Source organism: Streptomyces sp. T12 (assembly GCF_028736035.1).
GTDB lineage: Bacteria > Actinomycetota > Actinomycetes > Streptomycetales > Streptomycetaceae > Streptomyces.
Genome location: NZ_CP117866.1, coordinates 10,166,159 through 10,190,898, shown reverse-complemented (window position 1 = coordinate 10,190,898; position 24,740 = coordinate 10,166,159). Strand labels below are relative to the sequence as shown.

Here is a 24,740-nt window from a genome sequence, read left to right as displayed (position 1 = left end):
GTGGGAATCCGAGGTGGCCGCTGTCACCTTAAGATCCGAAGGTGATCCCCGGTACTGGGCAGGCCAGACACCTTGTGCTCGTCGCACGAGCCCTCTCCTCTGACTCGATGGCTCGCCCGCGCACCGGAGGGAAAGCCAGGAGCCCGGCCTCCATTCGGGAGGACCGGGCTTCTTCTGTCTGGCTGAGGGGCGCCGTCGATTGCTAGGCCGGCGCCCGCAGGAGTCGCTCCCGAGTGGCCTCGGGCAGCACCCGTCGCAGGACCGGTGCGGTCGAGCTGAGGGAGGCGGCGAAGGCTGCCACGAGGTCGTGCGGGACGCTGGCGGAGAAGGAGGCCGCCCACAGGCACGGTGCGCCGAGCGCGGGCTCAGCCCATGCCTGCCATCCGACTAGACCCGCCACGTTGGTGTCGGTGGTCAGGGCGCGCGGGTCGGCGTCCTGGATGAGGGGCGGTACCTCGCCGAGGCTGATATGCGAGGTGAACGTCGGGTCCGTCGCCGCCATCTGGGGCTGGTCGATGTCGCGCAACCATCCGTGTGCGGCGACGGCGTCGAGGACCAGCTCGGGTCCGGCGAATGGTACGGCGGGCTGGTCGCGGGCGTCGAGTGCGACGAGGAAGTCGGACACGGCCTCGCCGGGGACATCGGGGGTGAAGTAGGACGACCACGACGCGAGCGGACTGCTGGTGTCCGCGCGTGCGGAGATCTGCCAGGCGATCGGCAGCTCTCCCAGGTGGAACGGCTCGTCCGCCAGGCTCCACTGGGCCCAGCGAAGGGCATCGGGGCTGATGTGCAGGACGGTGCTGCGCAGGACCTGGCGGTCCTCCGGTTCCTCGTACGGTTCGTGCCGGCCGCGAACGATCGTCAGGCTCGTCCAGCCCAGACCAGTGAGCGTGTCGGCAACACCGTCGTAGAGGCGCCCGTCGTCACCGGCCAGATGCCGGGGACCGACCCAGAACGCGGGCTGGCCGCCGCGCGGAGTGGTCGGGTCGAGCGGGAAGTCGGGGTACAGGGGCGCCTCCAAGGGCTCGGTGCGGGTCTAGCTGCCGCCGGCACGGCGGCGGGGGCGGCGCGGGGGTGCCTGGACGGGGCCCTGCCACGTCAGGGCGACGGCGACTTCGGGCGGCAGGTGGCCGAGCTGTGCGTCCTCGTCGCGTCCTTCGGCGAGGTAGACGACGGTTCGGCCGATCTCGTCCACGGACTGCACGACCTGCGCCAAGCGGTGTGCCATCGGAAAGAACGGGTTCATGGCCTGGCGAACCGGAGCACTCCGGTCGCAACTGGACAACAGGTCAATGAGATCACCGACGGTCATCTCCGGGGACGTCACGAACAGCCTCCTGGGGTACGAGGAAAGACGGGGAGCAGTGGAGCGGGTCGGCAGCCGACATACGGGCCGCTCACAGGGCGAGGGCTGCCTGTCTATGTCGGCGCTGTCATAGGAGCCGTGAGGTCTCCAGCACGCACGCTATGGCGGCGACGTCGGCCGGTGTCTCGGTGTCGAACGATAAATGGAAGTCCTCCGCGGAAAGCTGCTCCAGGACCAGAGTGGGCTGGCAAGGACCGAGCCGCCTTTTGCGCAGCTGCAGGGCTTCGACGGTAGTGGAGAAACCGCGACCCACGGACGCTACGCTGACGGGTCTTCATCTCTCTGACCTGGGGTTTCTTGCAAGGTCGTCTACGTTGACATGCCTTCACGCACGTTGGCCAGTCTTTCCGCGATCTTTCCTGTCTGCCCCCGGCGAACTGCTTTCCCAGCGAGTCATCCCGAGCGAACTCACGAAGTCACACGTTCAGGGAAAGGGGTGGCCGCTCGTGTGCCACTAGGTGCATCCTGGCCGGTTTCCCATAGTGAGGAGAAGTACATGGAGATCCGATCGCTTGAGGATTTGCGAGCTGCGGACAACCTGTCGCTGGCGTTCAACCCCTATGGGCTCGGCAGCCGCATGAGACCCGAGGACGCCGTGGAGTTCCAACAGCGGCAGATCGCCGACTGCGACCTGGTGGAAGGTGTCGCGGCAGGAACACGTGACTCCTTCGAGCGGCTGCGCACCGTTTTCGCCTACGGCGTGCTCTGCTACGACGTGTACACCATGGTCGGCGACCAGGCGCTCCTCGTCTTCGAGCAGGCGTTGCGCGACCGTTTCATGGAATGGTGCGGTGGCAGCATCACCTTCCGCTTCCCCCAGGACCCGGAGGTGACCGTCGCCGTCGCGTCGTACGACGAGGTCAAGAAACTCGCGGACAGGATGGCTCGACGACGCGCGAAGCTGGTCGTCGCCACGAACGGCATCGAGTTCAACGGCACGCTGTACGGCCTTCGCCGGTGGGCGCGTACGGCGGGCTTGCTCCGCGGGCGGCGCAGTCGTTCAGTCGAGGAGGCGCTGGCCAAGCTCCGCAACTACGTTGCGCATCCGTCCGGCCATCATGTCGACACCCCTGTCGAGGCGGCTCGAACCGTTCGAGACCTGGCAGAACTCATCAACCAGCTGTGGGGGCGGGCCACTCCGGGTGGGCGCTTGTACCCGGCTCCTTTGCACCGCGAGATCGCTGTGCTGAGCTGGAACGGGCTGGGGCGAGCGCGGATGGAACCCGCTGGTGCGCTCTTCGTCCCCGACCCACCGGAAGAGCAAGATGGCGAGTATCAGCACATCGTGGTGCGTGCCATCCCTTTCATCCCGAACAGCCGCTGGAATGACGATCACTGGGCGGAGTTCGATACCCGCTACGAGACCACCCGGTTCCCGACGGACTATCTGTGGGGTCCCGGTACCCGTGAGGAGGCCCGGACGTGGCTGGAAGGGGAGCGACCCGAGGGTGACAGCGTCGACTTCACGGACCGGGTGTTCCTCATCCAGAACCACGGACGCCTTCTGCCGCCGATGCGGCCAGCGGTGGCAGCGGGGCTGCCCGACGGCGAACGCGCCGGGGTATGGCATGCGGTACGGGCCGACTTCCCCGACGATGCCTTTGCGCACGTCCGAGGTTCGGGGGATGCCAGCGCAGGCCACGTCCGTCGCCGCGGTGACTGTTCTGTCTGTTCTGCTGAAGTCCTCGGCTTCGGCTCCTTCGACGAAGCGCTTCGCGCCGCAGCAGCCGCTCTCGGTCCGATTCAGGCGGTACAGCTGCCCTCCGTCCGACTCCCCCTATCGATCTTCTGGCCCAACCGACCGTGAGCAGTGCAGCGTGAGGCGACAGGGAACGGGGCAAGTGCTCGGGGTTCCTTAGGAGATGGCTACGAGGCCATGCAGGTTGGCGGCCCGATACCCAGGCGGCGAGGAGGGTTCCGGCCCGTGCCAGAGTCTTCCCATGATCCCTGGAGACGTCCCCGACGAACCGCCGCTGACCTACGCCGACAGCTTCGACGTACCGGTTCTGTTCCGAACGGGGCCGGCCAAGAAGCCTCGGAGGCAGTGGCGGACGGCCAAGCACAAGGCGTGGGACGGGTCTGACGGTTTCCCGGCGGCCGACGGTTGGTACGCCCCGACCACCACGTGGCGGGAGATCATCAAGGCCGCTACCGAAGTCGGCCGCGACGTCACCCCGCACCTGCAGAACCAGCCGCGCTACGCACACGGGGAACTGGTCGCCCGGGTCTCTCCGCTGTACGCCTACCTCGGCGCGCACCCCGTGGAGCCCCGGCATCCCATACCGGGAGCCAAGGGCCGGCGCCTTACCTGGAACCCGGTCTACGCGCACGGCACCGAGCGCAGCGCGAAGAATGCCGCTGGCTACCGGCTGGGCATGACGATGACTGAGTGGGCCTGCCGCTCGTTGCTGGGCCTGGGCCAGACCGAGCATCTCGAACTCGGCGGCCCCGTCCCTGCTCTGTACAACACGTTCAAGGACCCGAAGAAGAAGCTGCCCGACCTGTGGGGGCGCCACGAGGCGGAAGAGCTGTACTGGCTGATTGAGGCCAAGGGCGGCGACGTGGGTCTCGGCACGCTCCGCAAGGGGTGGGCTCAGCTGGCGGCCGGCAGCAAGGTCCTCGGTGCGTACGCGCACCGCACCATCCTGGTTGGGGCGTCCGTGCGGCCCGGTGACGATCTCTTCCTCACCATCGACCACAACCTCCACCCCGGCCAGCCGCCCCTCACTCCTGCCGGATCCGGACCCGACGACGAGGCGGCTGGCCCAGGCAACCTGGAAGACCACCTCGGCGACAGCGACGACGCACTCATCGGCGCGGCACGCGCCCAGATGCTCGCCTACCTGGCGCTGCGCTCGGCTCCCGCCTCGCAGTTGCGCACCGTGCCCGTTCCCGCCGACCGCGCTTCCCGTCACCGGCGCTCCGGGCTGACCACGCCGCTGGAACACGACAGCCTCACTCGCGCCATGCGGGCCGATGCCCGCGGTGCAGCACCCCACGCCGAGCCCCACACCCTGCGCGCCGGAATCCGCTCCATGGGCCTCGACGACTTCCTGAGCTGCCGAATCCCTGGAACCGAGGTCCGCCTCGGCATGTCCCGTCAGCTGTTCTCCACATGCGAGCGCCTCCACGAAGAGGACCTCGCCATCGCCCAGCGCACCCCAGGACTGCGCGCCGAAGACCAGCCGGCCGCCGACATGGAACTCAGCGACGAAGACCAGGAAGAACAGCGACTCACCCAGCGGCGGATCTTCCGCGAACAGCAGGAGGAAGCCCGCCCACGGCTGCGTCCCCTGCTCCGCGACGCCTACGAACGGGGTGCGACGAGCGACTGGAGTGACCTACTGCGCCGCCCCGAGGAGCCGGAACTCGACCTGAAGGGAGACGAGGCTCTCCTCGAAGCGGCGACGCCGGAAACGTACCTGGCCGTCAGCCGTTACGATCTGCCCCCGGCGCGTGCTTAGTTGTTCTGCCCGGAGCGGCGCCCGGAGGCAGACCTACGGGTCGGGCGCCTGACGCAGGTCCAGGAAGCAGCGCAGCCGTATACCGGGCTCGCCGGGCTCTCGGGTCGTGCGGTCTGCCGGCGCGATCGCACACCGCGCGGCGAGCAGCTGCTGGACGGCGAACGCGGTCTGGTCGTCGCAGGCCGCGATCTCCACCACGGCCAGACCCGGCTCCGCCACATGCGCTTCACTGATCGGCTTCATGCACTGCAATACGCTCCGGCAGCGGCGGCGGTTTCCTCACCCCGGCATCTTCACCCGACCGAGTATGGTCGCAGCCATGGCGACGACTGAGGCGGTGCTGGCCGCACTCGCACAGCTCCAGGAGGATCTCGACACCGGAGCATGGGTGCCGGATGAGTACGACCGTGCGATCGGCGTGGCGGTGCAGACAGAGGGCCGGGCGAGCGCGGAGACTATCCGCGCCGGGCTACGGGCGGCCGGCCCGGAAGGGGCCGGGTCACGTCTCGCGCCCGTCGCGGCTCGGTGCGGGTACCTGCTGGACGGCATGAGCGGCACCAACGCGGAGGACCGGCGTGCGGTGCAGGCCGCACTGGGGGATGTGCTGGACCTGGTGGTGCTCGCAGGCGTCCGACGGTCATGAATCCCTACGCGACAGCTGACGGGTGGGAGCAGGCGCTGGCCCGCGCCGGGCGAATCGGCGCTGCGGGTCAGCCACCCGCGTTGTGCACGGAGCTCCACTGGGACTATGTCGGCATCCGTGGCGTCCTCGCCGTCGTCCTCCAGGCACTCGCCCAGCAGACGGGCCGCGCCCCTGAGAATGTGCCGCTTGAAGAACTGCAGCAGCACTGCGAGCGCGGCCCGGGACACATACGGGATCTGGCCGTGACGCTGGTCGGCGAGGACCTGGCGTACAGCCTCGACACCCGCCCGGAAGCACCCGTGCCCGCTGCGGGGGACCCTCCGGGCGCAATGTGGCTGTGGCTGACCCGTCTGTGGCCGCCGGAGCCGCCCGACGACGTCGACGACCTCCCGCCGTCCCGGCCCCGTCCGCGCTGGGACGGCATGTCCCGTGGCATTGCGCGCGGCAACCCCGGAGCCGCCGTCGACCTGCTGGCCCTCGCGGCTGCCGACGCCGCCGCAGCCGCCGCCATGGATGCCGCGTAGCCGTCAGGTCTGCCGGTTCTGCCCGTGCCGCTCGTCGTACGCGGCCTGCGCCATCCCGCGCACGAACGCCGCGGCATACGCCGTAACTACGCCTACGACGACCGAGACGACTACGGACTGCGAGCCCCACCCGTAGATCGCGCATGCGACCACGGCAGCGACGACAGAGAAGAGGTACCGCGGCATGCGGTACCACCACGGCGTTGAGCGCTGGCCCGCGTTCCCCCTCGACTGATCCATAGCGGGAGTATCCCAGCTGCCCCACGACGGCCGCCCGGGGCGGCCCGCGGAAGTTCTTGCACGAGATCATCCGGGCGGTGAGCAGACGGACGGCCGACAGCGTCGTACGCAACGCATCGGATCCGCATCGCTGGTCCGTCGATTTCATCGACCCTCGGAATAGATCGACTTGTAGTCATTCTTTCGGGTTACTTCTCCGAGGGTGTGATGAGGAGCCTCCCTTCCCGCGGGACGCGCCTCGTGCCGTCACCCACTCCAACGTGACCGGAGCTGTGCCTCGGGAGCAGAAGGGCAGGCCGCGGCGTCGGCACCAAGGCCCCGTCGCCGAGCCGCAGACATTTCGTTTCTCCGGTATGACCTTTCCACCCACACGGGCGGCGCCCCCGGGAAACCGCTGATCACGCCCCCTGGAGCACGGCTATCAACGGCACATGGTCAACGCTGTCCTGCGCAGCCTCGCTGCCGCCGCTCTCCTCGTCCTTCCGGTCATCGTCTCCGCTCCTGCCCACGCCGCACAGACCCTGCCCCTCGCCGAAGCAGTAGCCAACTTGCCTGTGGCCACTGAGTCCCGCGACGGCTACAGCCGCAACAAGTTCCGCCACTGGAACGCTGGCGACGACCCGGCCGACGGCTGCAACACCCGCGCCGAAGTCCTCCTCCACGAAGCGGTCACCCCGCCCACCGTCGGTCCCGGCTGCCGCCTAACCGGCGGAAGTTGGTTCTCGTACTACGACACCACCGTCGTGACGTCGGCGTCCGGTCTCGACATCGACCACATGGTGCCCCTCGCCGAAGCCTGGGACAGCGGTGCCTCCGCCTGGACCGCGCAGCGCCGCGAGGCGTACGCCAACGACCAGGGCGCCGCGCCCTCCCTCGTCGCCGTCACCGCACGCTCCAACCGGAGCAAAGCCGACCAGGACCCGGCCGATTGGCTGCCGCCGGCCGCCGACGTGCACTGCCGGTATGCCGCTGAGTGGGTGGGAACAAAGCTCCGCTGGAGCCTGGCCGTCGACGAAGCCGAATTGGGTGCCTTGGAGGGTATGGCCTCGGACTGCCCTGCCCAGGCCGTGACATACGAACCCGCCGCCTGACCGTGCCGCCAGTTCCCGGCGGCCACCTCGCGCGGGCCGCCGGGGGCTCGGGCGTGCGGGGGTGCTGTATGGCCGAACCGCTGGAGCGGATGGGGCCGCGTCGTGCGTGGATGAGGCGTCCGTCGACGAGCGAGCTTGTGCCGGGCACTCTCCGCGCCCGCCGGCGCCGGCCTGGCGGCCCTCCAGACCGGCGGACGGGGCGACGGAGTGGGAGCGTCCGGCAGGGAGCTGTCCGGGGTCAGGGTTCTTGCCCGAACAGCGGCACGTCATCGGGAGTCAGATCGCTCCTGACACGCTCCAGCCGCACGGGGTGGCGCCAGCGGCCGGCCGCGTCCAGGGACACGTCGACCGCGACCTCCGCGACGACAACCGGCTCGACCAGCCGTACGGTGAGTTGCTCCCGCGACCCCCAGCTCGCACTGAACGTCCAGCCCGTCCACGGGTGTGCGGGTCCGCCCTGTTGGAGTTCGGCGGCCAGGGTTTGGCGGACGGCCAGGTTCAGGACGGTGGTGCGTCCGACGTACTGGAGTCGGCCGTCGGCGTCGAGGCGGCCGAGCAGGGCCGTGGTGGGTGCGGTCGGGGCACCGGTGACCGCGCCGATCACGGCCTCGGTCGTGTGCCGGGACCGGTATTTACGCCACGCCCTGAACCCGGGCAGGTACCGCTGGTCCAGGCGCTTGAAGACGAGCCCCTCCAGTCCGACCGTCGACCACTCCAGCCACTCGGTGGCCTGCTTCGGGTCGGTGGTGGAGGGACACAGGGTCCAGGGGGCCTGTAGGCGGTGGTCGGCGAAGAGCTGTTCCAGTGCCGCACGTCGAGTCCGGTAGGGCTGCGCGGTCAGGTCGGCGCCTGCCCGCAGCAGGTCGAAGGCGACAAAGTGGGCCGGCCACTGCTCGGCCGCACGGACAGCGGTCGCCGCCCTGCGGTGCGCACGCTGCTGAAGACGCTCGAAGGACAGCCGGTCGCTCTCCCACACCACCAGTTCCCCGTCGAGCGCCGTGTCGTCGGGCAGCTGCGAGGCCGCGGCGGCGATCTCGGGAAAGGCCGCCGTCAGGTTCCCGCCTCGGCGGGAACGGATCAGGACCCGGTCGCCGGGCCACCGTCCCAGCAGCGCCCGGTAGCCGTCCCATTTCGGTTCGGCCGCGTGTTCCGGGTGGAGCACGGGGTCGGATGTGGGGGTGGCGAGCATCGGCTCCGGCAGGGACCAGGTCGAGGGCATGGTCGAAGGTGTTCCACCGTGAGCAGGCGAGGGGGGGCAGTGTCGCCCGGTCAGCGGATTGGCGGCAGGGCCTTGTCCGGGTGCGCGGTGTGTACGTCGGCAGCGGAGTCCATCAGGAGATCGTGGTCCGCCAGGACGCGCCGAGTTCCGCGAGCTGCCCACGAAGTACGCCGCGCTGCTCCTCCAGGTCCTGCGAGGCCGGCGACAGGAGATAGACGTTGTCGCGGTACAGGCGGAACCCGATCCGCTCCCACCCCTGAGTGATCTTGGCGTTCACGCGGTCCCACTCCGACCTGTCCGTCAGACGCTGGCTGCTGAGGTCGGTAACGCCGGGCGAACAGGCAATGGCCCGGCAACCGGCCATGAGCCGGTGGATCGCCTCAATAGCGAGTACGGGAGCCAGCCCGTGGCCGCGCCACTGGGGCTCAAGGGTCACCCGGTCCATGACGAGCAGGGCGGACCCGACGTACTCCAGCCGCTTGCTGACCTCGCTCGTGAACGAGCCCGTATCGGCATCGAGGAGGATCTGAGCGGTCTCGTACAGCTCCTCGGATTCCTCTGCCATGGCCCAGTAGGCATTCCGGCCGCGGTCGAGATGCACCCGGTAGAAGGTCATCTCTCCGACGGCGACATCCTCCGTCGTGCACGACGGGCAGTCCGCGGTGTCGCAGGCGCTGCCCGCCGCCGGGCCTTGAGCTCCGTCATGTGTACGTCGGCGGTGCAGGATAGCGACGGTCCACCGCTCCAGCGTGTCGGCCTGCGGGGTATCCCACAGTTCGTCATCGAAGGAGATCCGTAGGTGGAGCTCGGTGGGATCGCCGGGCAGCGAGGAGGACTCGATCACTGCGGCAGCGTAGCGAGGCACGTGCGGCACGCCTGTCCCTCGGCGACCGCAGGAGCTGCCGCCGCCGGCGGGGATGCGCCGAGCGTCTCGGAAGGGGCGAGGCGAACGGGCGTACGCGGCATGGTCGTTCACGACCTCCACACCTACTACCGGAGCCGTCAACCGCAGTCGGTGGCGAGGCTCGTGGGCCCTGTACCAGCGAACCTTGAGCGCGTGCCATCGATCTTTGACGGACGCGAGTTTGCGTCATCGGAGTCTGATCACGCCTGGCAGAGGTCCGGCAGGACCCGATCCGACGCCGAAGCATGGCTCCTCGCGGACGCCCAGCCCTGAGGCCAGGGGGCATCAGCACACTCACGGCCAGGGCTTCGGTGGCGCACGATCAAGGTTCTACAGCAGACGGAAGCGGTCGACGCCCGCTTATGCCCATAGGGGTCGCCGGGAAGTCGGCCCAGCTCGGATGGGCAAGGTCGACAGGCGCAGCATACGCAGGATGCCCAGAATGGAGTGACTTACGGGTTTCGCTACCTTTAGCGCCCTCTCCCCCCCCACAGGGGCGTGAGCCGCTGCGCCCCGAGTGCCGAAGAGGTCTATTTCAGATGGCGACACACACGCCTCACCAGTCAAGACCTGACAAGAGATCGTGGTTGAAACGCCTGCAACACCGGATAGACGAGAACCAGGCGCATGCCGGCAAGTTCGAACACTGGTTGAAGTACAGATCCTGGAAGTGGATCTCTGTCGTCTTCGTCCTGTATCTCGTTGCTGGGTTCGGCATCGGCTTCATCGATGCCTGGGAGATCCTGGTCGGCCGCGAGTCGGCGAAGGATGCTGCCTGGCCAGGAGTGACGTGGCCGCTGTCAATTCTGGGGTGGCTCTTGGTGCCCGCCTTTATCGGTGGCGTCGCGGGCTACATCGTCACGTCCCAGATTGAGAGTCGGCGCGTGCGCCCCATCAAGGAGCTTTTGGAAGATCTGTCCAAGAGGGCAGAGGAGGCCAACAAGCCTGGGGGGCCGACATGAGGTCACTCCAGGAGCTGTACATGGCTGGAGGGGAGGACAGAGCCTTCGCCGTCGACTTCGCGGCCCTACACAAGGAGGACCCAGCCCTGCTGGAGCGTGGAGAGTGGCTTGTCTGCTCTGAGTGCTGGAGGCAGACCGGTCTATTCCTTCTGAACAAAGCAGAGGACATGCAGGGAAGGACGGAGGCCGAGCAGGACAAACTCGCCGAGTACCAAGTAAGGCGCTATCTGTGGGATTGCGAGAAGAAGCAGTACTGTGGATGGCCTCACGGTGGAAGGCTTCGGTGAGCGAACTACTGAGAGTTGCGAGCAGGCCATGACGACGCTTGAGGACGCCACCCGCGAGCTGATCAGAGCCGGAAACCCCGACATTTCTGCGGAGGTCGCCGGGGAAGTGGCACGCGCCATGATGGAGCTGTCCCTCCAGGGGCCGCCGACTCGCCAACAAGTGGAAGAGCTTCACGCGCGTTTTGCACCAATGTACGAGGCGGAAGGTGCTCTACAGCCTCACGCATCGCTGCACAGGGGAGAGCCGCTCGATACGGCATCGCAGAGACATGATGGCCGCGCCGGACACATCATGGCCTCTGTCGACGCGGCGTCGCTGCGCACTGACGTCCCGGAATTCAGGTCAGGTGACAGCCTCAAAGTCCACGTACGCGTCGTTGAAGGCCACCGCACTCGTATCCAGGTTTTCGGGGGACTCGTCATCCGTCGCCAGGGATCCGGAGTGAGAGAGACCTTCACGGTCCGCAAGATCAGTTTCGGTATTGGCGTGGAGCGGACTTTCCCCGTCCATACCCCAGTCATCGACAAGATCGAGGTTGTCGACCGGGGGGCGGTTCGCCGCGCCAAGCTCTACTACTTGCGCGACCGAAGGGGCAAAGCCGCGAAGATCAAGAGCAGGTCGCATCGCCAGTAGTAGATCTGCCGTCTGCTGTAGAACCTTGATCGTGCGCCACCGAAGCCCTGGCCGTGAGTGTGCTGACGCCACCCGGCCACGAGGCTGGGCGTCCGCGAGGAGCCGTGCTTCGGCGCCGGATCGGGTCCTGCCGGACTGCCGTCGCACTGGTAGAGACCCACACCATTCACCAAAATCAAATACATGTACGATTAGCGGCTCGCACGCCCTTGCACGGCACCTCGCGGTCAGGCACGCTGGCGACATACTGAGCCTGTGAGCGAGTGCCCGATCCGGGGAGGTGGCATGGAGGCGATGAGTCCGCAGGGCGCATTGTTGGCTCAGTGCATCGCCCGACTACCTGAACGTTCGCTGCCGCGGCACGCTTGGGCTGCGGAGGTACTTGTTGAGCAACTGTGGGCCTGCTCCGTCGGAGCCGGTCATGAGGAGTGGCGCCAGCTTCTGGCACCGATGATCGCCGAGCAAGGCATCGACGCCCGCCGGGTCCGAGGCGAGGTCTGGCAACTCGCACGCAGCGGCGCTCTCGAACCGGCAGGAATCGGCCGCCTAGCGCGGTTTACCGTGACTCCGGAAGCTGTCGAGGAGTCCAAGTCTGCGGCACCGATTAAATGCTCGGCCGAGGCCGACAAAGTACTGACGCAGGCAGTCGATCAGCTCACAGCTCGTCTGTTGGCTTCCTCGAAATAGGCCAGCGCCTTTCCGTCCTGCAGCGTGCTGGCCACCTGCGACGCACCTACACGCCGCCACGAGGCTTGCTTGCGCCGCAGGAGGGTTAGCTCGACCCCGCCATCGGCGGAAGTCGCTGTGACCCTCCAACTCTCGTCCTTCCACAAATGGGGTGCCTGCCAAGTGCCGGGCTCGGATTGCTGCCAATCAGCGATCTTGACTGCGGCCAGGGCCATGCTCATGTCCCGAGCAGTCGTGAAGCGCCGGGCCGGGTCTGAGTGTGTGGCCTTGGCCACCAGCTGACGAAGGCGTCGGCAGGCCCAAGCAGGAAGTTTGCGGTCCTCGGCACGCAGCGGCGGAAGGCCCTGCTGGAGCGCGTCGACGACGTCGGTGCGGCTGTAGGACGCGTAGTCGAACTTCCCCGCCAGCAGTTCCACAAGGACCACGCCAAGGGAGTAGAGGTCCGACGCTGCAGTGACGCGAGGTCCGATCATGATCTCTGGGGGCGCATAGAGGTGCGCCACTTGAATGGCCGGTGTGGACCCAGAAGCATCCATCCGGCCAGCCACGCCCAGGTCGCCGATCTTGACGAGATCGGCATCATCGGTGAGAAACAGGTTGGGGCTCTTGATGTCACGGTGCAGGATTCCGTGGCGCTCGTGCATCTCTCGCAGCCCCTGAAGCGCAGACTGGATGATTTGGAGGGATTTCCTGGGCGTGAACGTCCGGCCAGCCTCCAGGGCGTCGGTGATGCTTCCCGCCTCGTAGTACGGCATGAGGATCTCGATCACGCGCATCGGCTGCGGATAGCCGGGAACCCCGGCCACGGCCCGCACAGGGACGATATTGCGATGCTGGATCCTCTCCATGAGCTGAGGCTCGATCAGATCCGCGTCGTCCTGGAACTCGGCAAGATCGACGCACTTGCCGACAAGCCAGTTCCCCAGGTGCGGGTCCCACCACACGTGCACTTCGTGGACGCCCAGCGGCATGCTGTGCAAGGACTCGTAGTCCAGGATCAGGCGTCGCTTCTGCTCGGTCACCGCTCTACTCTCCGTTGATCGGGGTGACGCCGGGGCTACCGGTCGGCCTGTGCGTTTGACTCGTTCAGCCCGGCGAGGGCCGCCGCAAAGGCATCACCGCGCCCGGCCCAGTACCTGGGCCGGGCTGAGAGGCCCAACTGCGCCAGGTCGACGCTGTCAATCGCGGCGGCCGGCACGCCGATGAGTTTGCCGATCTTCTCGGTCTTCCATTCCTCACAGCGGATGCCTTCCTCGTGACAGGCAAGCTGGACTAGTGCTTCCAGGGACGCGCGGTCAGCGGCCTGCCGGTAGGCCCACTGCGCGTTCTTGCGGGTGGCCACCAAAATCACGAGGTCGGGCGACAGGCCATGGATGTCCTGCTTGATGCGACGGTAGGTGTCCGCGATGAGATCGGTCCCCGTCAGCCCGTCCGCCTTGCCCAGACGCTCAGGGGCGTCGGAGATCGGGGATGTGGCCGGATCGGATCGGAGGGCGCCGTACTGGAGGGCGCCGGCGGCAATGGCGATGCCAAGGACTTTCACGTATCCACTGCTTTCAGAACGGGACAGGGGAGTCGCGGGTAAGGATGGTCGTGCCGCAGTGCTGGTGGTTCAGCTGCGAACCAGGCGGAGACCGGGCCTGGATGGCGGAGAGCTCTGGCCTCCACCATCGATTCCGACAGGGACGAGCCCGAACACGAAGTCGTTCAGCTCCTCCTGCGGGATGAACAACTGCCCAGCGATGTCGGCTGGGGTGACGCCGCGAGCCGTACGCAATGCATCAAAGACCTTGGCGAGGAGTTGGCTGCTCTCGCGTCCGAGGCGCGATCCAGGTTCGCCGGTTCGGTAGCCCCGCTTGGTCAACTCCTTGGCGGTCTGGGTGTATCGCCACTCGGACAACAGCTCAAGCTTGCGCAGCCGATAGGCCAGGGCCATCGCGGATACGCCCCATCGGCGCTTGGCGCTGATGATCCGGTCGACACTGGCGCCGTGGAGTTGCTGGGCCAGGATGCCGGCCCGGGGCATCAGAAAGGCCGACGCGAAGTCGTTGGCTTCGCCTTCGGAGTCGCGGCCATGCGGGATGCGGTGCTCGCAGTGAAGGATTAGGTGCCCAAGCTCGTGGGCGGCGTCAAAGCGACCCCGCTCACCGGTCTTGCGGGTGTTAAGGAAGACGTAGGGGATGCTGGATTCATTGGTGGAAAAGGCGTCGATGTCCAGGCAGTCCGATGGCAGCGAGAACACACGGACGCCGTTGGCCTCCAAGAGGTGCACCATGTTCGGTGCTGGCGCCTCGCCCAGGCCCCAGGCGGCACGTACCCGCTCCGCGGCGTCCTCAGCATCCTCACCTGGGTAGGTGGGCAGGTTGGCTTTCGGCAGCCGGAACCGTTCCCCCAGCCACGAGTTCAGATCCATGGCAAGAGCCCCAGATCCTAGAGCGCTTTCGCGCTCCATCGCCGTCATCTTCGATGGTGCACGGAAACTCACCTGGTCGACCTGCAGGTCCACGGGACGCTGGCGGGCGAAGAACTGAACCGGATAGCCGAGCGCATATGCAAGGTGCCCGAGCGTGTCCTCGGTTGGAACCCTGCGCCCGTTCTCGAACGCCGTGATGCTCTGCGCCGAGACGCCCGACTTCCTCGCCAGGTCCGCCAAGGTCATCCGCCTACGCTTCCGCGCAAGAACCAGCCGTTCAGGGGTGAACACTCTCCGCCGCTCCCACTCGCACTCGTCCTACCAGTTACCCCCCGAGCAACTCCACCACGACGTCCGGGCCAAGCTCGTCATCGGCCGGCTCGTCAAGGAGTCCTACATCGGCCCCCGGGTCGCCGAGGTTCGGCAACGACAGAGGGATGCGCTCCAGCCACTCGTCGACGAATTTGCCGTTCATCCTGACCGGCAGCGACAGCTCGGCAGACAGCACCCCATCCCGCCACTCGTACAGCAGGAACCACGTCGGGATGTCCTCCAGCTCCCGCCCGAAGAGGATCTCGTCGCGCGACATAAGCGCGAACTGCCCGTTGGTCTCCACCAGGCGGGCCATGACCGGCCCCTTCGGGTTCTTCGAGCGCACCGGCATCCGAAGATCCCCAACGCCTCCCGCCCCGCTGATGGCGGTGATCGCATGGCTCCCCGTGGGGTGGACCACCCGCAGAATGTTGTCCCGGGACGTCCGCACCCACTCCTGAGGCACGAGGGCCTCGGCCAGATACCTGTTGGCCCGGCTCCAGAACATGACCCCGCGCATCATCGGCGCGTCAAAGTCCGTGCAGCTGCGGATGTCCTCGATCGCGGCCTCCAGAGAGGAGTGAAACACGTCGATGGCCACGTCTAACTCCGCCAGCCGCTGCTGGTTGCCTTCCAGCTTCCGCACGAGCCCCTCCAACCGAACCGTAGGTTTCAAAAACCCTACCTCATTCGAGGGATAGTTTTTGAAACCACGGGGACTATCGCATGCCAGTTTGAATTTGCCGCTCTACGGAAGCCCGAGCAGACAGTGACAACTGCCGAGCCCCCTACGGATTCACCCAGGGCGGCCGACCGACCCCTCCGGTGACAAGAGCCACTCCGACGCACCTCCTGCGAGTGGTGCGGCGTCGACCCGCTTGCATTTCTCGCACAAGGAATCGAACATGTGTTCATGTACGTCGTTTCGCCTGGTGAGCGAGGGGCTCCGGAGGCGGCCAGAGCCAAGTCCGGCACGCTCTCCAGGCTGCTCCCGGGTGGGAGGCTGCCCCGGGGTGCGGTGGTGAGCGCTGGGGGCGACCTGCCCCTGCTGATCGCGTTGGCCGCGGAGGCCGCCGCCGACGGCGGCGCTTGGGCGGCGGTCGGTCTGCCGCAGCTCGGCGGGCTGGCTGCGGCGGATGCCGGTTTGGACCTGGCGTGCGGGCTGGCCGTACCCGAGCCGGGAGGGCGGTGGGCCGAGGTTCTGGCGACGGTGTGCGAGGCGGCGCCGGTGGTCTTGCTCGGCCCCGTGGGGCAGGTGGCCGTGCGCACCAGCCGTCGCATTGCGGCCCGCCTGCGGCGCTCCGGTACGACGCTGCTGACCTGGCAGGACTGGCCGGAGGCGCAGCTGCGGCTGCGGGTGGCCGAGGCTCGCTGGGACGGGCTCGGGGACGGCTTTGGTCTGCTCGCCGGCCGGCGCGCCCGTCTGGTCGTGGCTGGTCGGGGTGCTGCGGCGCAGCCGCAGCATGCCGAGGTGTGGCTGCCGGGGCCGGACGGCTCGGTGCAGCTGATCGCCGAGCCCGCGGCCACCGCGGGCGCGGATGTGGTGCCGCTGCGGCCTGTCACCGCGGGGTGAGCCGGAGTTGCGTGCACTAGCGATCTGGATGATGGACTGGCCCGTGGTGGCCGCGGGCGCGGATCACGACGAGCCCGTGGCGATCATCGCGCGGGAGCGGGTGTTGGCCTGTTCGAGGGAGGCCCGTCGGCAGGGCGTGAAGCGCGGGATGCGGGTGCGCCAGGCATCCGGGCGCTGTCCGCGGCTGAGGCTGCTCGACCGGGACCCCGAGGCGGAGGTGCGGGCGTTCGAGCCGGTGCTGCGTCTGCTGGAGAAGCGCGTCGCTCCGCACATGGAAGTCCTGCGGCCGGGCCTGATCGCCGTGCCCGCTCGCGGACCCGCCCGCTACTTCGGCGGCGAGCCGGCCCTCGTAGAGCACATCACCACCGTGCTCACCGACGCTGGGGTCGAATCACGTACGGGCGCGGCGGACACCGTGTTCGCTGCCGCCCTGGCGGTGCGGGCCGGGCAGGTGGGGGTCCTGGTGCCGGCCGGGCAGAGCGCGGAGTTCCTGGCCCCGTATCCGGTGGGGGTGCTGGGCCGCCCGCGGCTGTCGCAGCTGCTGCCCCGCCTGGGCATCACCACCTTGGGCGCGTTCGCAGCACTGCCGGGCGACCGGGTGCTGGCCCGGTTCGGACACGACGGCGCCGCGGCGCAACGCACCGCCCGCGGCCAGGAGGCCCGGCCGCTCAACGCATCCGGGGCGGATAGTGACTACAGCGTGGCCGAGGCGTTCGAGCCGCCCGAGGACAATCTCGAGCCGGTCATCTTCCTCGCCAAGGCTCTCGCCGAACAGCTTCACGCCCGCCTCGCGCGGGCCGGGGCGGTGTGCGCCAGGCTGCAGGTCGAAGTGGGCCTCACGAGCGGGCTGCGCCTGTCGCGGCTGTGGCGACACGAGGGCCGGCTGTCGGCGCTGGCGGTGGCCGAACGGGTGCGCTGGCAGATCGCCGCATGGGCCGAGACCGGGCAGCTCGCCGCCGCGGCGGGGATCACCACCCTGCGGCTGGTTCCGGAGGGACTGTCGGCGGCGACCGGGCGGCAGTCGTTGTTGTTCGGGCCGCGGATCGCGCCGGAGGAGCTGGAGCACGCCGCGGGGCAGCTGCAGGCGATGCTCGGACACCGCGCGGTGGTACGTCAGGAACTCGCCGGAGGCCGCGGTCCGGGCGAGCGGATCGTGGACATCCCGTACGGCGATGCGCGCTCGCGCCCGTTGGTGGAGGGGACGTGGCCGGGGCGGCTGCCGGCCCCGCACCCGGCCGTGGTCTACCCCACCCCGCGCCCTGCCCAGGTGATCGGGGCCGATGGCGGCCCGGTCGGGGTGAGCGGACGCACCCTGCTCACCCAGGCCCCCACCGCGCTGTCCATCGACGGCGCCGCGCCGGTGGCGGTGACCGGGTGGACCGGACCGTGGCCGGTGCTGGAGGACTGGTGGATCCCCGCGCAGGCCCGCCGCCTTGCGCGCCTGCAGGTCGCCTGCGCGGACGGCCGCGCCTGGCTGCTGCACATCCAGGACGGCCGGTGGGCGGTGGAGGCGCTCTATGGCTGACCCTCGCGGGAAGGTGCTGCCCTTCCCCGATAGGCGCGACGCGCCGATGCCTGTGGGCGGCGGCTGGGCGGAGTTGCACGTGCACTCCGCCGGCTCGTTCCTCTTCGGCGCCAACCACGTGGAGGAGTTGGTCGCCGAGGCCGTCCGCCTCGGTATCGAGGCCCTGGCGATCACCGACACCAACGGGCTCTACGGCGCGAGACGTCTGGCTGAGGCCGCGGGCGAGTACGGCATCGGCACCGTCTACGGCGCCGAACTCACCCTGGACCAGGGCCTCGGGTCGATCGTGGTGATCGCCCGCAGCCTGCTGGGCTTCACTCGGCTGTCCGCGGCGATCAGCGCCGGGCAGCTGGCCGGCGCCAAGAACGCCCCGGTCTACGACCTCGACGCCCTGTCGGCTGCCGCACACGAGGGCCAGTGGGCGATCCTCACCGGCTGCCCCGTTCTCGGCGAGGCCGCCTACGACACCGACGCCATCCATGCCCGGATGGACCGGCTGGTGGACCTCTTCGGCCGCACCCACCTGCACGCCGAACTCGTCGATCACCGGCTGCCCGAAGACGGCCCGCGCAACGCCGCCGTGCACGCGGCGGCGCAGCGATGGCGACTGCCGGTGGTGGCCACGAACGCCGTGCGGTACGCCGCCCCGCGATCTGCGCGGCTGGCGGCGGCGCTGACCGCGCTGCACCGCCGCGAGAACCTCGACACCGCGATCGGGGAGTTGCCGCCAGCCCCGACAGCACATCTGCGCACCGCCGAGGAGATGCGCATCCTCATGGCCCGCTACCCGCAGGCCATCGCATCCGCCGTCGACCTCGCCCGCAGCAGCGTCATCGACCTGAGCAAACTGCGCCCGCAGCTGCCGGACTTCGAGGTGCCCGCCGGGCACACCCCCGGCAGCTATCTGCGCCACCTCGCGGAAGAAGGCTGCGCCCGCCGATACGGGCCGCGCACCGACCCGGCAGCCGGGGCGGCGTGGAAACAGCTCGACTACGAACTGTCCGTGATCACCGACATGGGCATGCAGGGCTACTTCTTGATCTGCTGGGACATCACGCGGTACGCGACCGAGCAGGGCATCTGGTGCCAGGGGCGCGGCAGCGCCGCCTCCTCGGTGGTCTGCTACGCGCTGGGCATCACCTCCGTCGACGCACTCAAGCACGGCCTGCTCTTCGAGCGATTTCTGCACGCCGAAAAGACCGACCCGGACATCGACATCGATTTCGAGAACGACCGTCGGGAGGAGGTGATCCAGTACCTGTATGCCAAATACGGCCGGTCCCACTGCGCCCAGGTGGCGAACCTCATCACCTACCAACCCCGCCTGAGCGTACGGGATTCAGCACGCGCCCTCGGCTATCCCATGGCACGAATCAACGAGATGACCCGCCATATCCACCACGAGCCACCCGGGCCCGAGGCCGACATCCCCGACGACGTACGCGACCTCGCCGGACAACTGCACACCCTGCCACGGCATTTGGGTATCCATGTCGGAGGGATGGTGCTGACCCGCCAGCCCATCGGGGAAATCATGCCGGTCGAATGGGCCACCCGCGAAGGCCGCTCGGTCCTGCAAGGCGACAAAGACGATGTGGCCGCCGCCCATCTTCTGAAAATTGACATCCTGGGACTGGGCATGCTGGCTGCCCTGCACACCGCATGCGACCTCATTGCCGAACACCACGGAATCAGCCTGGACATGGCCACGATTCCGCAGGACGACCCGGAAGTGTACGCCATGATTGCCGCAGGCCGGACCATAGGCGTATTTCAGGCCGAGTCAAGGGCACAGGTCTCGACCCTGCCCCAGCTTCAGCCACGGTGTTTCGCGGACCTCGCGGTGGCCGCCTCCATCATCAGGCCGGGCCCCATTCAGGCCGGATCAAAACATCCGTATTTGCGGCGGCGGGCCGGCCTGGAGCCCGTCACCTATCCGCATCCGCTCGCCGAACCAGCGCTTTCCAAAACGCTCGGGGTCGCTTTGTGGCAGGAGCAGGCCATGGCCCTGGCCATCGACTGTGCGGGGTTCACTCCGGGCGAGGCGGACCGTCTCCGTAAGGCGATGGCCGCCAAGCACTCTCCCGAAAAGGTGGCACGGCTGCGCGGACGACTGCTTGCCGGGATGGCCGCCAAGGGCATCGGCCAGGCCGCCTCCGAGCGAATTGTGGGCATGATAGAGGCGTTTTCGGATTATGGATTCCCGCAGTCTCACGCCCAGTCGATGGCAGGCATTATCTATGCCAGCGCCTGGGTGAAGTACCATTTTCCGCACGCCATGCTGGCGGGGATCATGGCACATCTCCCGATGGGGTTCTACGACTCCCAGACCCTCATCCAGGATGCCAAGCAGCACGGCATCGAGGTCCGGGGTGCCGACATTCAGTGCTCCGGTGTGCACGCCACGCTGGAGCCTTACGCCGATCAGCCGGAGCGGCGGTCGGCGATCCGTCGCGGGCTGACCTCCGTGACGGGGGTCAGCGAGGAGATCGCCGAGCGGATCCTGACCGCGCGAGGCACCGTGGCGTTCCGCTCGGTGGCCGACGTTGCCCGCCGCACACGGCTGTCGGCGAAGTTGATGGAGCAGCTGGCCACGGCCGGGGCGTTCGGTGGGCTCGGTGTGGACCGGCGCACCGCTCTGTGGTCGGCGGGCGCTTATACGGGCGAGATCCAGGAGGTCCTACCGGGGTTGGACGACCTGGCGCCCGCCCCGGAGTTGCCGGTCATGACTGCGGCCGAGGCCACTGCTGCCGACCTCGATGCCTCGGGCGCCAGCGCCACCGCCCACCCGGCGCAGCACCTGCGTGCTCTGCTGGCCTCGCACGGGGCGCAGCCTGCGCGCGAGGTCCGTGATCTGGCCGACCAGACCCGGGTGCGGGTCGGCGGACTGGCCAAGTACATCCAACGGCCCCCGACGGCGAAGGGAGTGACCTTCGGAGCCCTGGAGGATGAGACCGGCATGATCAACCTGATCTTCTCTCCCCCGGTCTGGGAACGCACGCGCGAGACAGTCCTCGGCGCCCCTGCAGTGCTGTTGGAAGGGCACATCGAGCGAGACCGCGGCTCGGTCAACATGATCGTGCACCGCGCGCATGCCCTCGCAGGCCCCGCTCGGGCCCATCAGCCGGGGCGCTTCAGGTGACGATCCGAGGGCGAAGCTTCACCCACGCCCGCGGCGGGGTCATCGTGATGCCCGCTGGGCATCACGCGCCGCCCTGCGGGTCGGGCGCGAGCGTGATGGTCATCCAGGGCGCCGCCGCTTCACGGTAGCTGTGTCCGACCGGGGCTAGTTCGGCGCTGCGGGTGAGGCTGAAGATCGTCACCGTGATCATGTCCGAGCCGCCCGCGACGGAGGTGAGCTGGGTGCGGCAACGGCGGCAGGATCCTCGGTGCAGCGTCGGGCCCGCTGACCGAACCACCCCAACTCCTTGTCGATCCTCTTCGGCAGGGACGTGCCATGACCAGCGCTGCGACACGCGTCACCCATGGACCCTGCCGGAAATCCTATCTGGAGCGGTGATCGACGGCCTGCACTTCTTCGACTTTCGCGGCTACCACGAACTCAGCGGCGAACACGGGCACTCCTGACCCGACCACCTCACCAGCGCCAGTTCAGAGAAGCACGGAGGCCGTGCCAGGGCCGGTACGGGGCGGTTCGGGCCTCGGGCGGGAAGGGGAGAATGGCGAGGGAGGATCGGCAGACGGGGGCGGGCATGGGCGGGGAATCGTACGGGACTGACGGCACGTGGCCTGACGGGTGCGAGATAGACCCTTTGGTCGTTTCTCTGCGGGCAGCGACGCGAGCGCTGCGGTTTCATCTCGACACGCTGCCTGCGGTATTTCACTTCGACGGGCCGGGCGATCAGTTCCTTGCCGAGTCGGCGTTTCCGTACGCACGCTGGCGATACGCCTGCGCCGATTCGCTGCTGGGCTCCGGGATGGGTGGCACGGTCGTGGGGGCACTTGCCCGCAGTCTGTTCGATGACGGGCTGCTCTGGCAGTGGATCGCTGCGTCCCCCGCGGAGCGGCGACCAGCTCTGCTGGGCAGCATGCTTGAGGAGCGTAACCGTATCTGCGGTTACCTGGAGGACCACAAGGCGAGCTGCCCGCATCTGGCCCGGTGGTTCGTTCCGCTGAACGGCGTCACCGACCTGACGGGAGCGTCGCTGGCGGCGCTGTCCGCGCCGTCACCTCCGGATACGGCCGAGCTCCTCGACACGTTCCTCGCTTCCTCACCGACGCGGCCGGCATCGCCCGCGCTGATCGGTGGGGGCGTTGAGGATCTGCTGAAGGCAGCCCGGGGAATGCTGGCCATGTCAGGGCTTCGGGGGGCGGTGATGGTTCTGGGGCATGCCGGTCACGGCAACCTCCTGGGTCTGCAGAGCAGCATGGCCGCCGGTGGTGTACCGGGGCATGATCTGCGGGCTGATCACGAAGCGCTGTTCATGCATGTCGCGGCCGTGGGCGCGACCGTCACGCTTCTTGGCGTGTGCGCAGCTGTTCCGGAATGTTGGCCGCCGGAGGTTGAGCAGGGCGGCTTCCTCGGGACGTTGATGCGGCTGACCGAGGATGTCGTTGCTGCGGCAAGCGCGGTACATGGTCTGGGCGACCCGGTTCCTGCCGCTGGCGCGCCGAAGGTCAGGACCAAGGAACGCAAACGGCGTCTTCGTCCTGATGCCCTGGTCGCCCGGGATGATCTGCTACCGGACATTGCCCATGCTGGCCCGGTCGTCGCAGCGGCCCGGGAGTACGCCGATTTCGTCAACAGTTGGATCACCAGTCCGTGGGCACACGGCAATCCCAAATTGGCGAGCGTTCTCGCCTACGCCGGGGCCCGTTCCACGTTCTCGACCGTGATGAGCACCTTCGAGGATCATGCCAGTGTCACGTCGGTGTTCGCCGCGCGGATGCTTCTGGAGGAAGCCGCCCGGTTCACCTGGCTGGTGCAGGACCCGGAAGACGAGGACGCGTTCGTCCAACGGTCCACCCGCTACTTCGACGAATTCCGGGCGCGGAAGAAGAAGACGATCGAGCTGTTCGCCGGCAACGGCGTAGCTCTCGCTGCCGCCAAGAGCCTGTTCCGTTTGCCCGACAACGTCGTCGAGTGGCCGGAGACGATAGCCAAGGGCCGCCAGCCGCTGCCGTCGATCGACGAGATGCTCTTGCTCATGGGGGCGCCATACCCAGAGCCGGGATGGCTGCCGGTGGCGTACTCGCTGCTGAGCCAGGTCACACACAGCACACCCATCGGCCTCGTTCACATGGCCCGCTACCGCGACGGCATTCTGTCCGCCCATGACATCTCCCCCGAGATGCTCGCTCTGGCCCTGGATGTGGCCTGCCTGGGTAGCGCCCGCCTGCTGAGCATGTCCGGCCTGATGCTGACGCAGGGCAGCGATGAGGCCCGGGAGTACGCGCTCGGCCTGGAGAAACGTGCCCTGTCAGTCCACGACGAAGCCCGTCTCGTGCACTGGCTGGACTGACCCCCGGACGCAGATGCCGCATCTAGTCCCATCAGCCGATGAGGAACTCGCGAAGGTCGGAGTTGATCCGGCTCGCCGAGGACTCCGCCGGGAAAAGCTTCACTCGCTACTCTCGCTGCTTTCGCTGCTATCGGTGTCGGTGTCGCTCTCCACGGCCCATTGCTTGGGAGGCAGCAATGGACTTGCTGCTGTACGTCCGTTGGACAGCAGAATGCGGAACCTGAGGTGATCACCATTGGAGAGAACTCCCTGATCCACCATAAAGTGCTGGACCGTGCCGTCAAGAGCGGGGATGACCGGTGGCGGATCACCCCACCTCCCCTTTGTGTCGAATCTGCTGCCCTTCACCAACTCGAAACGACGTCTGCCGTATCGCGACTTGTAGCGACAGAGTTCGATGCGTTCAACAGTGACCGGAGTGGTGCCGTTGTTGAGGAGCCTCACGGCGAACTGATAGGAACGGCGCTTGGTCTCGCGCTCGCGCAACCCCACTCCCGTGCGCCACAGTCGCACTTTCACGCTTGGTCGCACCCGTCGGAACGTGCGATACGAGACGACCATGTTGGCTGCGGTGAACAGCGCACTTGCCGATGACACCACCATGGCAACCTCAGCAGTGCCCATGGCTACTCCCCCTCTTCCAGCGCTCGGTCAGCGTCCGGAGACTCAGTGGCACTGAAGTCGTTGCCCGTTGCTGCACCCGCAGCACCCATGGCGACACCTCGGGCCCACCAATCGGGTTCCATGACTACTCCGCCTCTTGAAGGTCATCAAAGGAGAGCTGCCCTGAACGCTCGGCTGCCTCACTCCATGGGCCCAGGAGAGGGCGAGGGATTTTCGGGAGCCACTTGCTTCGGATCATGGTCCCGTTCGTGAGCACTGCGGTTAGCTTGGCACGCTTGATATCTGCAACCTGAAGAGTTCTGGCCGTATCGGGTTGTGCCGTCCACTCGATACCGCCGAAAGGTGGGATTTCCTTCTCTTCCTCACCCTTGATGATCTTCAAGCGGCACTTTGACCTAGCTACTAGGTGTGAGCATCTGCGGCCACGGTCAAAATCCGCGTAGAGCCTGGATACCTTCACCGCAGCCTGACTCTTGTTGACCAAGTGGACCGTGAAGTACCCGCGTTGCTGCCGAGTGCCAACGCGGGGTGGAGCGTAGGGGTTCCAGTACGCACTCACATAGACGCGTGGTCGGCCACGGCGGTACGTAGCGAGCGAGACAGCCATGTTGGCCCCCGTGAAGAGGGCACTGATGCACGCCACGACGATGGCGACTGCTGCGAGCGACATGGGCCAAGGATGCCCACCAGCAGCCGCGCAGGACCCCCACTTGAGGAACCTCAGCGGTTGGGGCCGACGCTCGTTCTGATCTGGCCCAAGTTCCCCGTGGGAGGCCCTCGGTTCCGCGT

At 67.7% G+C, this 24,740-nt stretch carries 27 protein-coding genes; 13 read left to right on the top strand and 14 right to left on the bottom strand.

Features of this window, described 5'->3' with window-relative positions; all coding sequences use genetic code 11:
• Positions 1 to 202: 202 nt before the first annotated feature.
• From PBV52_RS45790 to PBV52_RS45780, 3 genes are all read right to left on the bottom strand, one after another.
• Positions 203 to 1,021, bottom strand: coding sequence for a DUF317 domain-containing protein (locus PBV52_RS45790; RefSeq protein WP_274247495.1), 819 nt, complete (start codon positions 1,019 to 1,021; stop codon positions 203 to 205).
• Between the two features lie 15 nt (positions 1,022 to 1,036).
• Positions 1,037 to 1,327 (bottom strand): hypothetical protein, encoded by a 291-nt coding sequence (locus PBV52_RS45785; protein WP_274247494.1) that lies wholly within the window; start codon positions 1,325 to 1,327, stop codon positions 1,037 to 1,039.
• 106 nt (positions 1,328 to 1,433) lie between these two features.
• On the bottom strand, positions 1,434 to 1,619 hold the full coding sequence (locus tag PBV52_RS45780; protein ID WP_274247492.1) for a hypothetical protein: 186 nt from the start codon (positions 1,617 to 1,619) through the stop codon (positions 1,434 to 1,436).
• A gap of 243 nt (positions 1,620 to 1,862) precedes the next feature.
• Here PBV52_RS45780 and PBV52_RS45775 point away from each other — a divergent pair, with 243 nt between their 5' ends.
• Positions 1,863 to 3,173 carry a hypothetical protein gene (locus PBV52_RS45775; RefSeq protein WP_274247490.1) on the top strand — a complete coding sequence of 437 codons (1,311 nt, stop codon included), beginning with the start codon at positions 1,863 to 1,865 and terminating at the stop codon, positions 3,171 to 3,173.
• Positions 3,174 to 3,306: 133 nt separating this feature from the next.
• Positions 3,307 to 4,830, top strand: coding sequence for a gamma-glutamyltransferase (locus PBV52_RS45770; RefSeq protein WP_274247488.1), 1,524 nt, complete (start codon positions 3,307 to 3,309; stop codon positions 4,828 to 4,830).
• A gap of 33 nt (positions 4,831 to 4,863) precedes the next feature.
• Here PBV52_RS45770 and PBV52_RS45765 read toward each other — a convergent pair whose 3' ends face one another.
• The gene (locus PBV52_RS45765; RefSeq protein ID WP_274247486.1) at positions 4,864 to 5,073 is read right to left on the bottom strand and encodes a DUF6207 family protein; all 210 of its coding nucleotides are present in this window, start codon (positions 5,071 to 5,073) and stop codon (positions 4,864 to 4,866) included.
• Between the two features lie 76 nt (positions 5,074 to 5,149).
• On the opposite strand from PBV52_RS45765, the gene PBV52_RS45760 reads away from it, so the two are divergent.
• Both PBV52_RS45760 and PBV52_RS45755 read left to right on the top strand, forming a co-directional pair.
• The gene (locus PBV52_RS45760; protein ID WP_274247484.1) at positions 5,150 to 5,473 is read left to right on the top strand and encodes a hypothetical protein; all 324 of its coding nucleotides are present in this window, start codon (positions 5,150 to 5,152) and stop codon (positions 5,471 to 5,473) included.
• Complete coding sequence (locus PBV52_RS45755) at positions 5,470 to 5,997, top strand: hypothetical protein (RefSeq protein ID WP_274247482.1); 528 nt, start codon at positions 5,470 to 5,472, stop codon at positions 5,995 to 5,997. Before PBV52_RS45760 ends, PBV52_RS45755 begins: the two co-directional genes overlap by 4 nt.
• 3 nt (positions 5,998 to 6,000) lie before the next feature.
• Here the strand turns inward: PBV52_RS45755 and PBV52_RS45750 are convergent, their stop codons facing one another.
• Entirely contained in the window at positions 6,001 to 6,183 is a 183-nt protein-coding gene (locus PBV52_RS45750) for a hypothetical protein (RefSeq protein ID WP_274247480.1), read from the bottom strand.
• Positions 6,184 to 6,668: 485 nt separating this feature from the next.
• Here PBV52_RS45750 and PBV52_RS45745 point away from each other — a divergent pair, with 485 nt between their 5' ends.
• Positions 6,669 to 7,328, top strand: coding sequence for an HNH endonuclease family protein (locus PBV52_RS45745; protein WP_274247478.1), 660 nt, complete (start codon positions 6,669 to 6,671; stop codon positions 7,326 to 7,328).
• Between the two features lie 238 nt (positions 7,329 to 7,566).
• On the opposite strand, the gene PBV52_RS45740 is transcribed toward PBV52_RS45745, so the two are convergent.
• Positions 7,567 to 8,547, bottom strand: coding sequence for an ATP-dependent DNA ligase (locus PBV52_RS45740; RefSeq protein ID WP_274247476.1), 981 nt, complete (start codon positions 8,545 to 8,547; stop codon positions 7,567 to 7,569).
• A gap of 112 nt (positions 8,548 to 8,659) precedes the next feature.
• The gene (locus PBV52_RS45735; RefSeq protein WP_274247474.1) at positions 8,660 to 9,391 is read right to left on the bottom strand and encodes a hypothetical protein; all 732 of its coding nucleotides are present in this window, start codon (positions 9,389 to 9,391) and stop codon (positions 8,660 to 8,662) included.
• 599 nt (positions 9,392 to 9,990) lie between these two features.
• On the opposite strand from PBV52_RS45735, the gene PBV52_RS45730 reads away from it, so the two are divergent.
• The 4 genes from PBV52_RS45730 (at position 9,991) to PBV52_RS45715 (ending at position 12,021) form a co-directional block, all read left to right on the top strand.
• On the top strand, positions 9,991 to 10,413 hold the full coding sequence (locus tag PBV52_RS45730) for a DUF6313 family protein (RefSeq protein ID WP_274247472.1): 423 nt from the start codon (positions 9,991 to 9,993) through the stop codon (positions 10,411 to 10,413).
• Entirely contained in the window at positions 10,410 to 10,700 is a 291-nt protein-coding gene (locus PBV52_RS45725) for a hypothetical protein (RefSeq protein ID WP_274247470.1), read from the top strand. The genes PBV52_RS45730 and PBV52_RS45725 overlap by 4 nt, the downstream gene beginning before the upstream one ends.
• Positions 10,701 to 10,992: 292 nt before the next feature.
• Positions 10,993 to 11,334 (top strand): 50S ribosomal protein L19, encoded by a 342-nt coding sequence (gene rplS / locus PBV52_RS45720; protein WP_274249969.1) that lies wholly within the window; start codon positions 10,993 to 10,995, stop codon positions 11,332 to 11,334.
• 285 nt (positions 11,335 to 11,619) lie between these two features.
• Complete coding sequence (locus tag PBV52_RS45715; RefSeq protein ID WP_274247468.1) at positions 11,620 to 12,021, top strand: hypothetical protein; 402 nt, start codon at positions 11,620 to 11,622, stop codon at positions 12,019 to 12,021.
• On the opposite strand, the gene PBV52_RS45710 is transcribed toward PBV52_RS45715, so the two are convergent.
• The 4 genes from PBV52_RS45710 to PBV52_RS45695 all read right to left on the bottom strand — a co-directional run bounded on the left by PBV52_RS45710 (position 11,985) and on the right by PBV52_RS45695 (position 15,392).
• Complete coding sequence (locus PBV52_RS45710) at positions 11,985 to 13,043, bottom strand: serine/threonine-protein kinase (protein WP_274247467.1); 1,059 nt, start codon at positions 13,041 to 13,043, stop codon at positions 11,985 to 11,987. The two genes, PBV52_RS45715 and PBV52_RS45710, sit on opposite strands and share 37 nt — an antisense overlap.
• A 35-nt stretch (positions 13,044 to 13,078) precedes the next feature.
• Positions 13,079 to 13,564 (bottom strand): hypothetical protein, encoded by a 486-nt coding sequence (locus PBV52_RS45705; RefSeq protein ID WP_274247465.1) that lies wholly within the window; start codon positions 13,562 to 13,564, stop codon positions 13,079 to 13,081.
• 69 nt (positions 13,565 to 13,633) lie between these two features.
• On the bottom strand, positions 13,634 to 14,725 hold the full coding sequence (locus PBV52_RS45700) for an XRE family transcriptional regulator (protein ID WP_274247462.1): 1,092 nt from the start codon (positions 14,723 to 14,725) through the stop codon (positions 13,634 to 13,636).
• A 34-nt stretch (positions 14,726 to 14,759) separates the two neighbouring features.
• A complete protein-coding gene (locus tag PBV52_RS45695) occupies positions 14,760 to 15,392 on the bottom strand; it encodes a hypothetical protein (RefSeq protein WP_274247460.1) in 633 nt (210 codons plus the stop codon).
• Between the two features lie 267 nt (positions 15,393 to 15,659).
• On the opposite strand from PBV52_RS45695, the gene PBV52_RS45690 reads away from it, so the two are divergent.
• Genes PBV52_RS45690 through PBV52_RS45680 form a run of 3 tightly spaced genes read left to right on the top strand, consistent with a single transcriptional unit; the run spans position 15,660 to position 20,986 of the window.
• Entirely contained in the window at positions 15,660 to 16,319 is a 660-nt protein-coding gene (locus tag PBV52_RS45690) for a hypothetical protein (protein WP_274247458.1), read from the top strand.
• 7 nt (positions 16,320 to 16,326) lie between these two features.
• Positions 16,327 to 17,844: a DNA polymerase Y family protein gene (locus tag PBV52_RS45685; RefSeq protein ID WP_274247456.1), complete on the top strand. Its 1,518-nt coding sequence runs from the start codon at positions 16,327 to 16,329 to the stop codon at positions 17,842 to 17,844.
• The gene (locus PBV52_RS45680; RefSeq protein WP_274247454.1) at positions 17,837 to 20,986 is read left to right on the top strand and encodes an error-prone DNA polymerase; all 3,150 of its coding nucleotides are present in this window, start codon (positions 17,837 to 17,839) and stop codon (positions 20,984 to 20,986) included. Before PBV52_RS45685 ends, PBV52_RS45680 begins: the two co-directional genes overlap by 8 nt.
• A 61-nt stretch (positions 20,987 to 21,047) precedes the next feature.
• Here PBV52_RS45680 and PBV52_RS45675 read toward each other — a convergent pair whose 3' ends face one another.
• On the bottom strand, positions 21,048 to 21,263 hold the full coding sequence (locus PBV52_RS45675) for a hypothetical protein (protein ID WP_274247453.1): 216 nt from the start codon (positions 21,261 to 21,263) through the stop codon (positions 21,048 to 21,050).
• A gap of 354 nt (positions 21,264 to 21,617) precedes the next feature.
• Between PBV52_RS45675 and PBV52_RS45670 the strand changes: the two genes are divergently transcribed.
• Positions 21,618 to 23,327 carry a hypothetical protein gene (locus PBV52_RS45670; protein WP_274247451.1) on the top strand — a complete coding sequence of 570 codons (1,710 nt, stop codon included), beginning with the start codon at positions 21,618 to 21,620 and terminating at the stop codon, positions 23,325 to 23,327.
• A 99-nt stretch (positions 23,328 to 23,426) separates the two neighbouring features.
• Here the strand turns inward: PBV52_RS45670 and PBV52_RS45665 are convergent, their stop codons facing one another.
• A complete protein-coding gene (locus PBV52_RS45665) occupies positions 23,427 to 23,951 on the bottom strand; it encodes a hypothetical protein (protein WP_274247449.1) in 525 nt (174 codons plus the stop codon).
• Between the two features lie 124 nt (positions 23,952 to 24,075).
• Positions 24,076 to 24,621 carry a hypothetical protein gene (locus tag PBV52_RS45660; RefSeq protein WP_274247446.1) on the bottom strand — a complete coding sequence of 182 codons (546 nt, stop codon included), beginning with the start codon at positions 24,619 to 24,621 and terminating at the stop codon, positions 24,076 to 24,078.
• Between the last annotated feature and the right edge of the window lie 119 nt (positions 24,622 to 24,740).

Coding starts and splice junctions, on each gene's coding strand:
- PBV52_RS45725 (WP_274247470.1), top strand. CDS start 10,410: ATGAGGTCACTCCAGGAGCTGTACATGGCTGGAGGGGAGGACAGAGCC.
- PBV52_RS45745 (WP_274247478.1), top strand. CDS start 6,669: ATGGTCAACGCTGTCCTGCGCAGCCTCGCTGCCGCCGCTCTCCTCGTC.
- rplS (WP_274249969.1), top strand. CDS start 10,993: ATGGCCTCTGTCGACGCGGCGTCGCTGCGCACTGACGTCCCGGAATTC.
- PBV52_RS45715 (WP_274247468.1), top strand. CDS start 11,620: ATGGAGGCGATGAGTCCGCAGGGCGCATTGTTGGCTCAGTGCATCGCC.
- PBV52_RS45740 (WP_274247476.1), bottom strand. CDS start 8,547: ATGCCCTCGACCTGGTCCCTGCCGGAGCCGATGCTCGCCACCCCCACA.
- PBV52_RS45755 (WP_274247482.1), top strand. CDS start 5,470: ATGAATCCCTACGCGACAGCTGACGGGTGGGAGCAGGCGCTGGCCCGC.
- PBV52_RS45660 (WP_274247446.1), bottom strand. CDS start 24,621: ATGTCGCTCGCAGCAGTCGCCATCGTCGTGGCGTGCATCAGTGCCCTC.
- PBV52_RS45775 (WP_274247490.1), top strand. CDS start 1,863: ATGGAGATCCGATCGCTTGAGGATTTGCGAGCTGCGGACAACCTGTCG.
- PBV52_RS45680 (WP_274247454.1), top strand. CDS start 17,837: ATGGCTGACCCTCGCGGGAAGGTGCTGCCCTTCCCCGATAGGCGCGAC.
- PBV52_RS45730 (WP_274247472.1), top strand. CDS start 9,991: ATGGCGACACACACGCCTCACCAGTCAAGACCTGACAAGAGATCGTGG.
- PBV52_RS45770 (WP_274247488.1), top strand. CDS start 3,307: ATGATCCCTGGAGACGTCCCCGACGAACCGCCGCTGACCTACGCCGAC.
- PBV52_RS45750 (WP_274247480.1), bottom strand. CDS start 6,183: ATGCCGCGGTACCTCTTCTCTGTCGTCGCTGCCGTGGTCGCATGCGCG.
- PBV52_RS45665 (WP_274247449.1), bottom strand. CDS start 23,951: ATGGGCACTGCTGAGGTTGCCATGGTGGTGTCATCGGCAAGTGCGCTG.
- PBV52_RS45765 (WP_274247486.1), bottom strand. CDS start 5,073: ATGAAGCCGATCAGTGAAGCGCATGTGGCGGAGCCGGGTCTGGCCGTG.
- PBV52_RS45690 (WP_274247458.1), top strand. CDS start 15,660: ATGTACGTCGTTTCGCCTGGTGAGCGAGGGGCTCCGGAGGCGGCCAGA.
- PBV52_RS45760 (WP_274247484.1), top strand. CDS start 5,150: ATGGCGACGACTGAGGCGGTGCTGGCCGCACTCGCACAGCTCCAGGAG.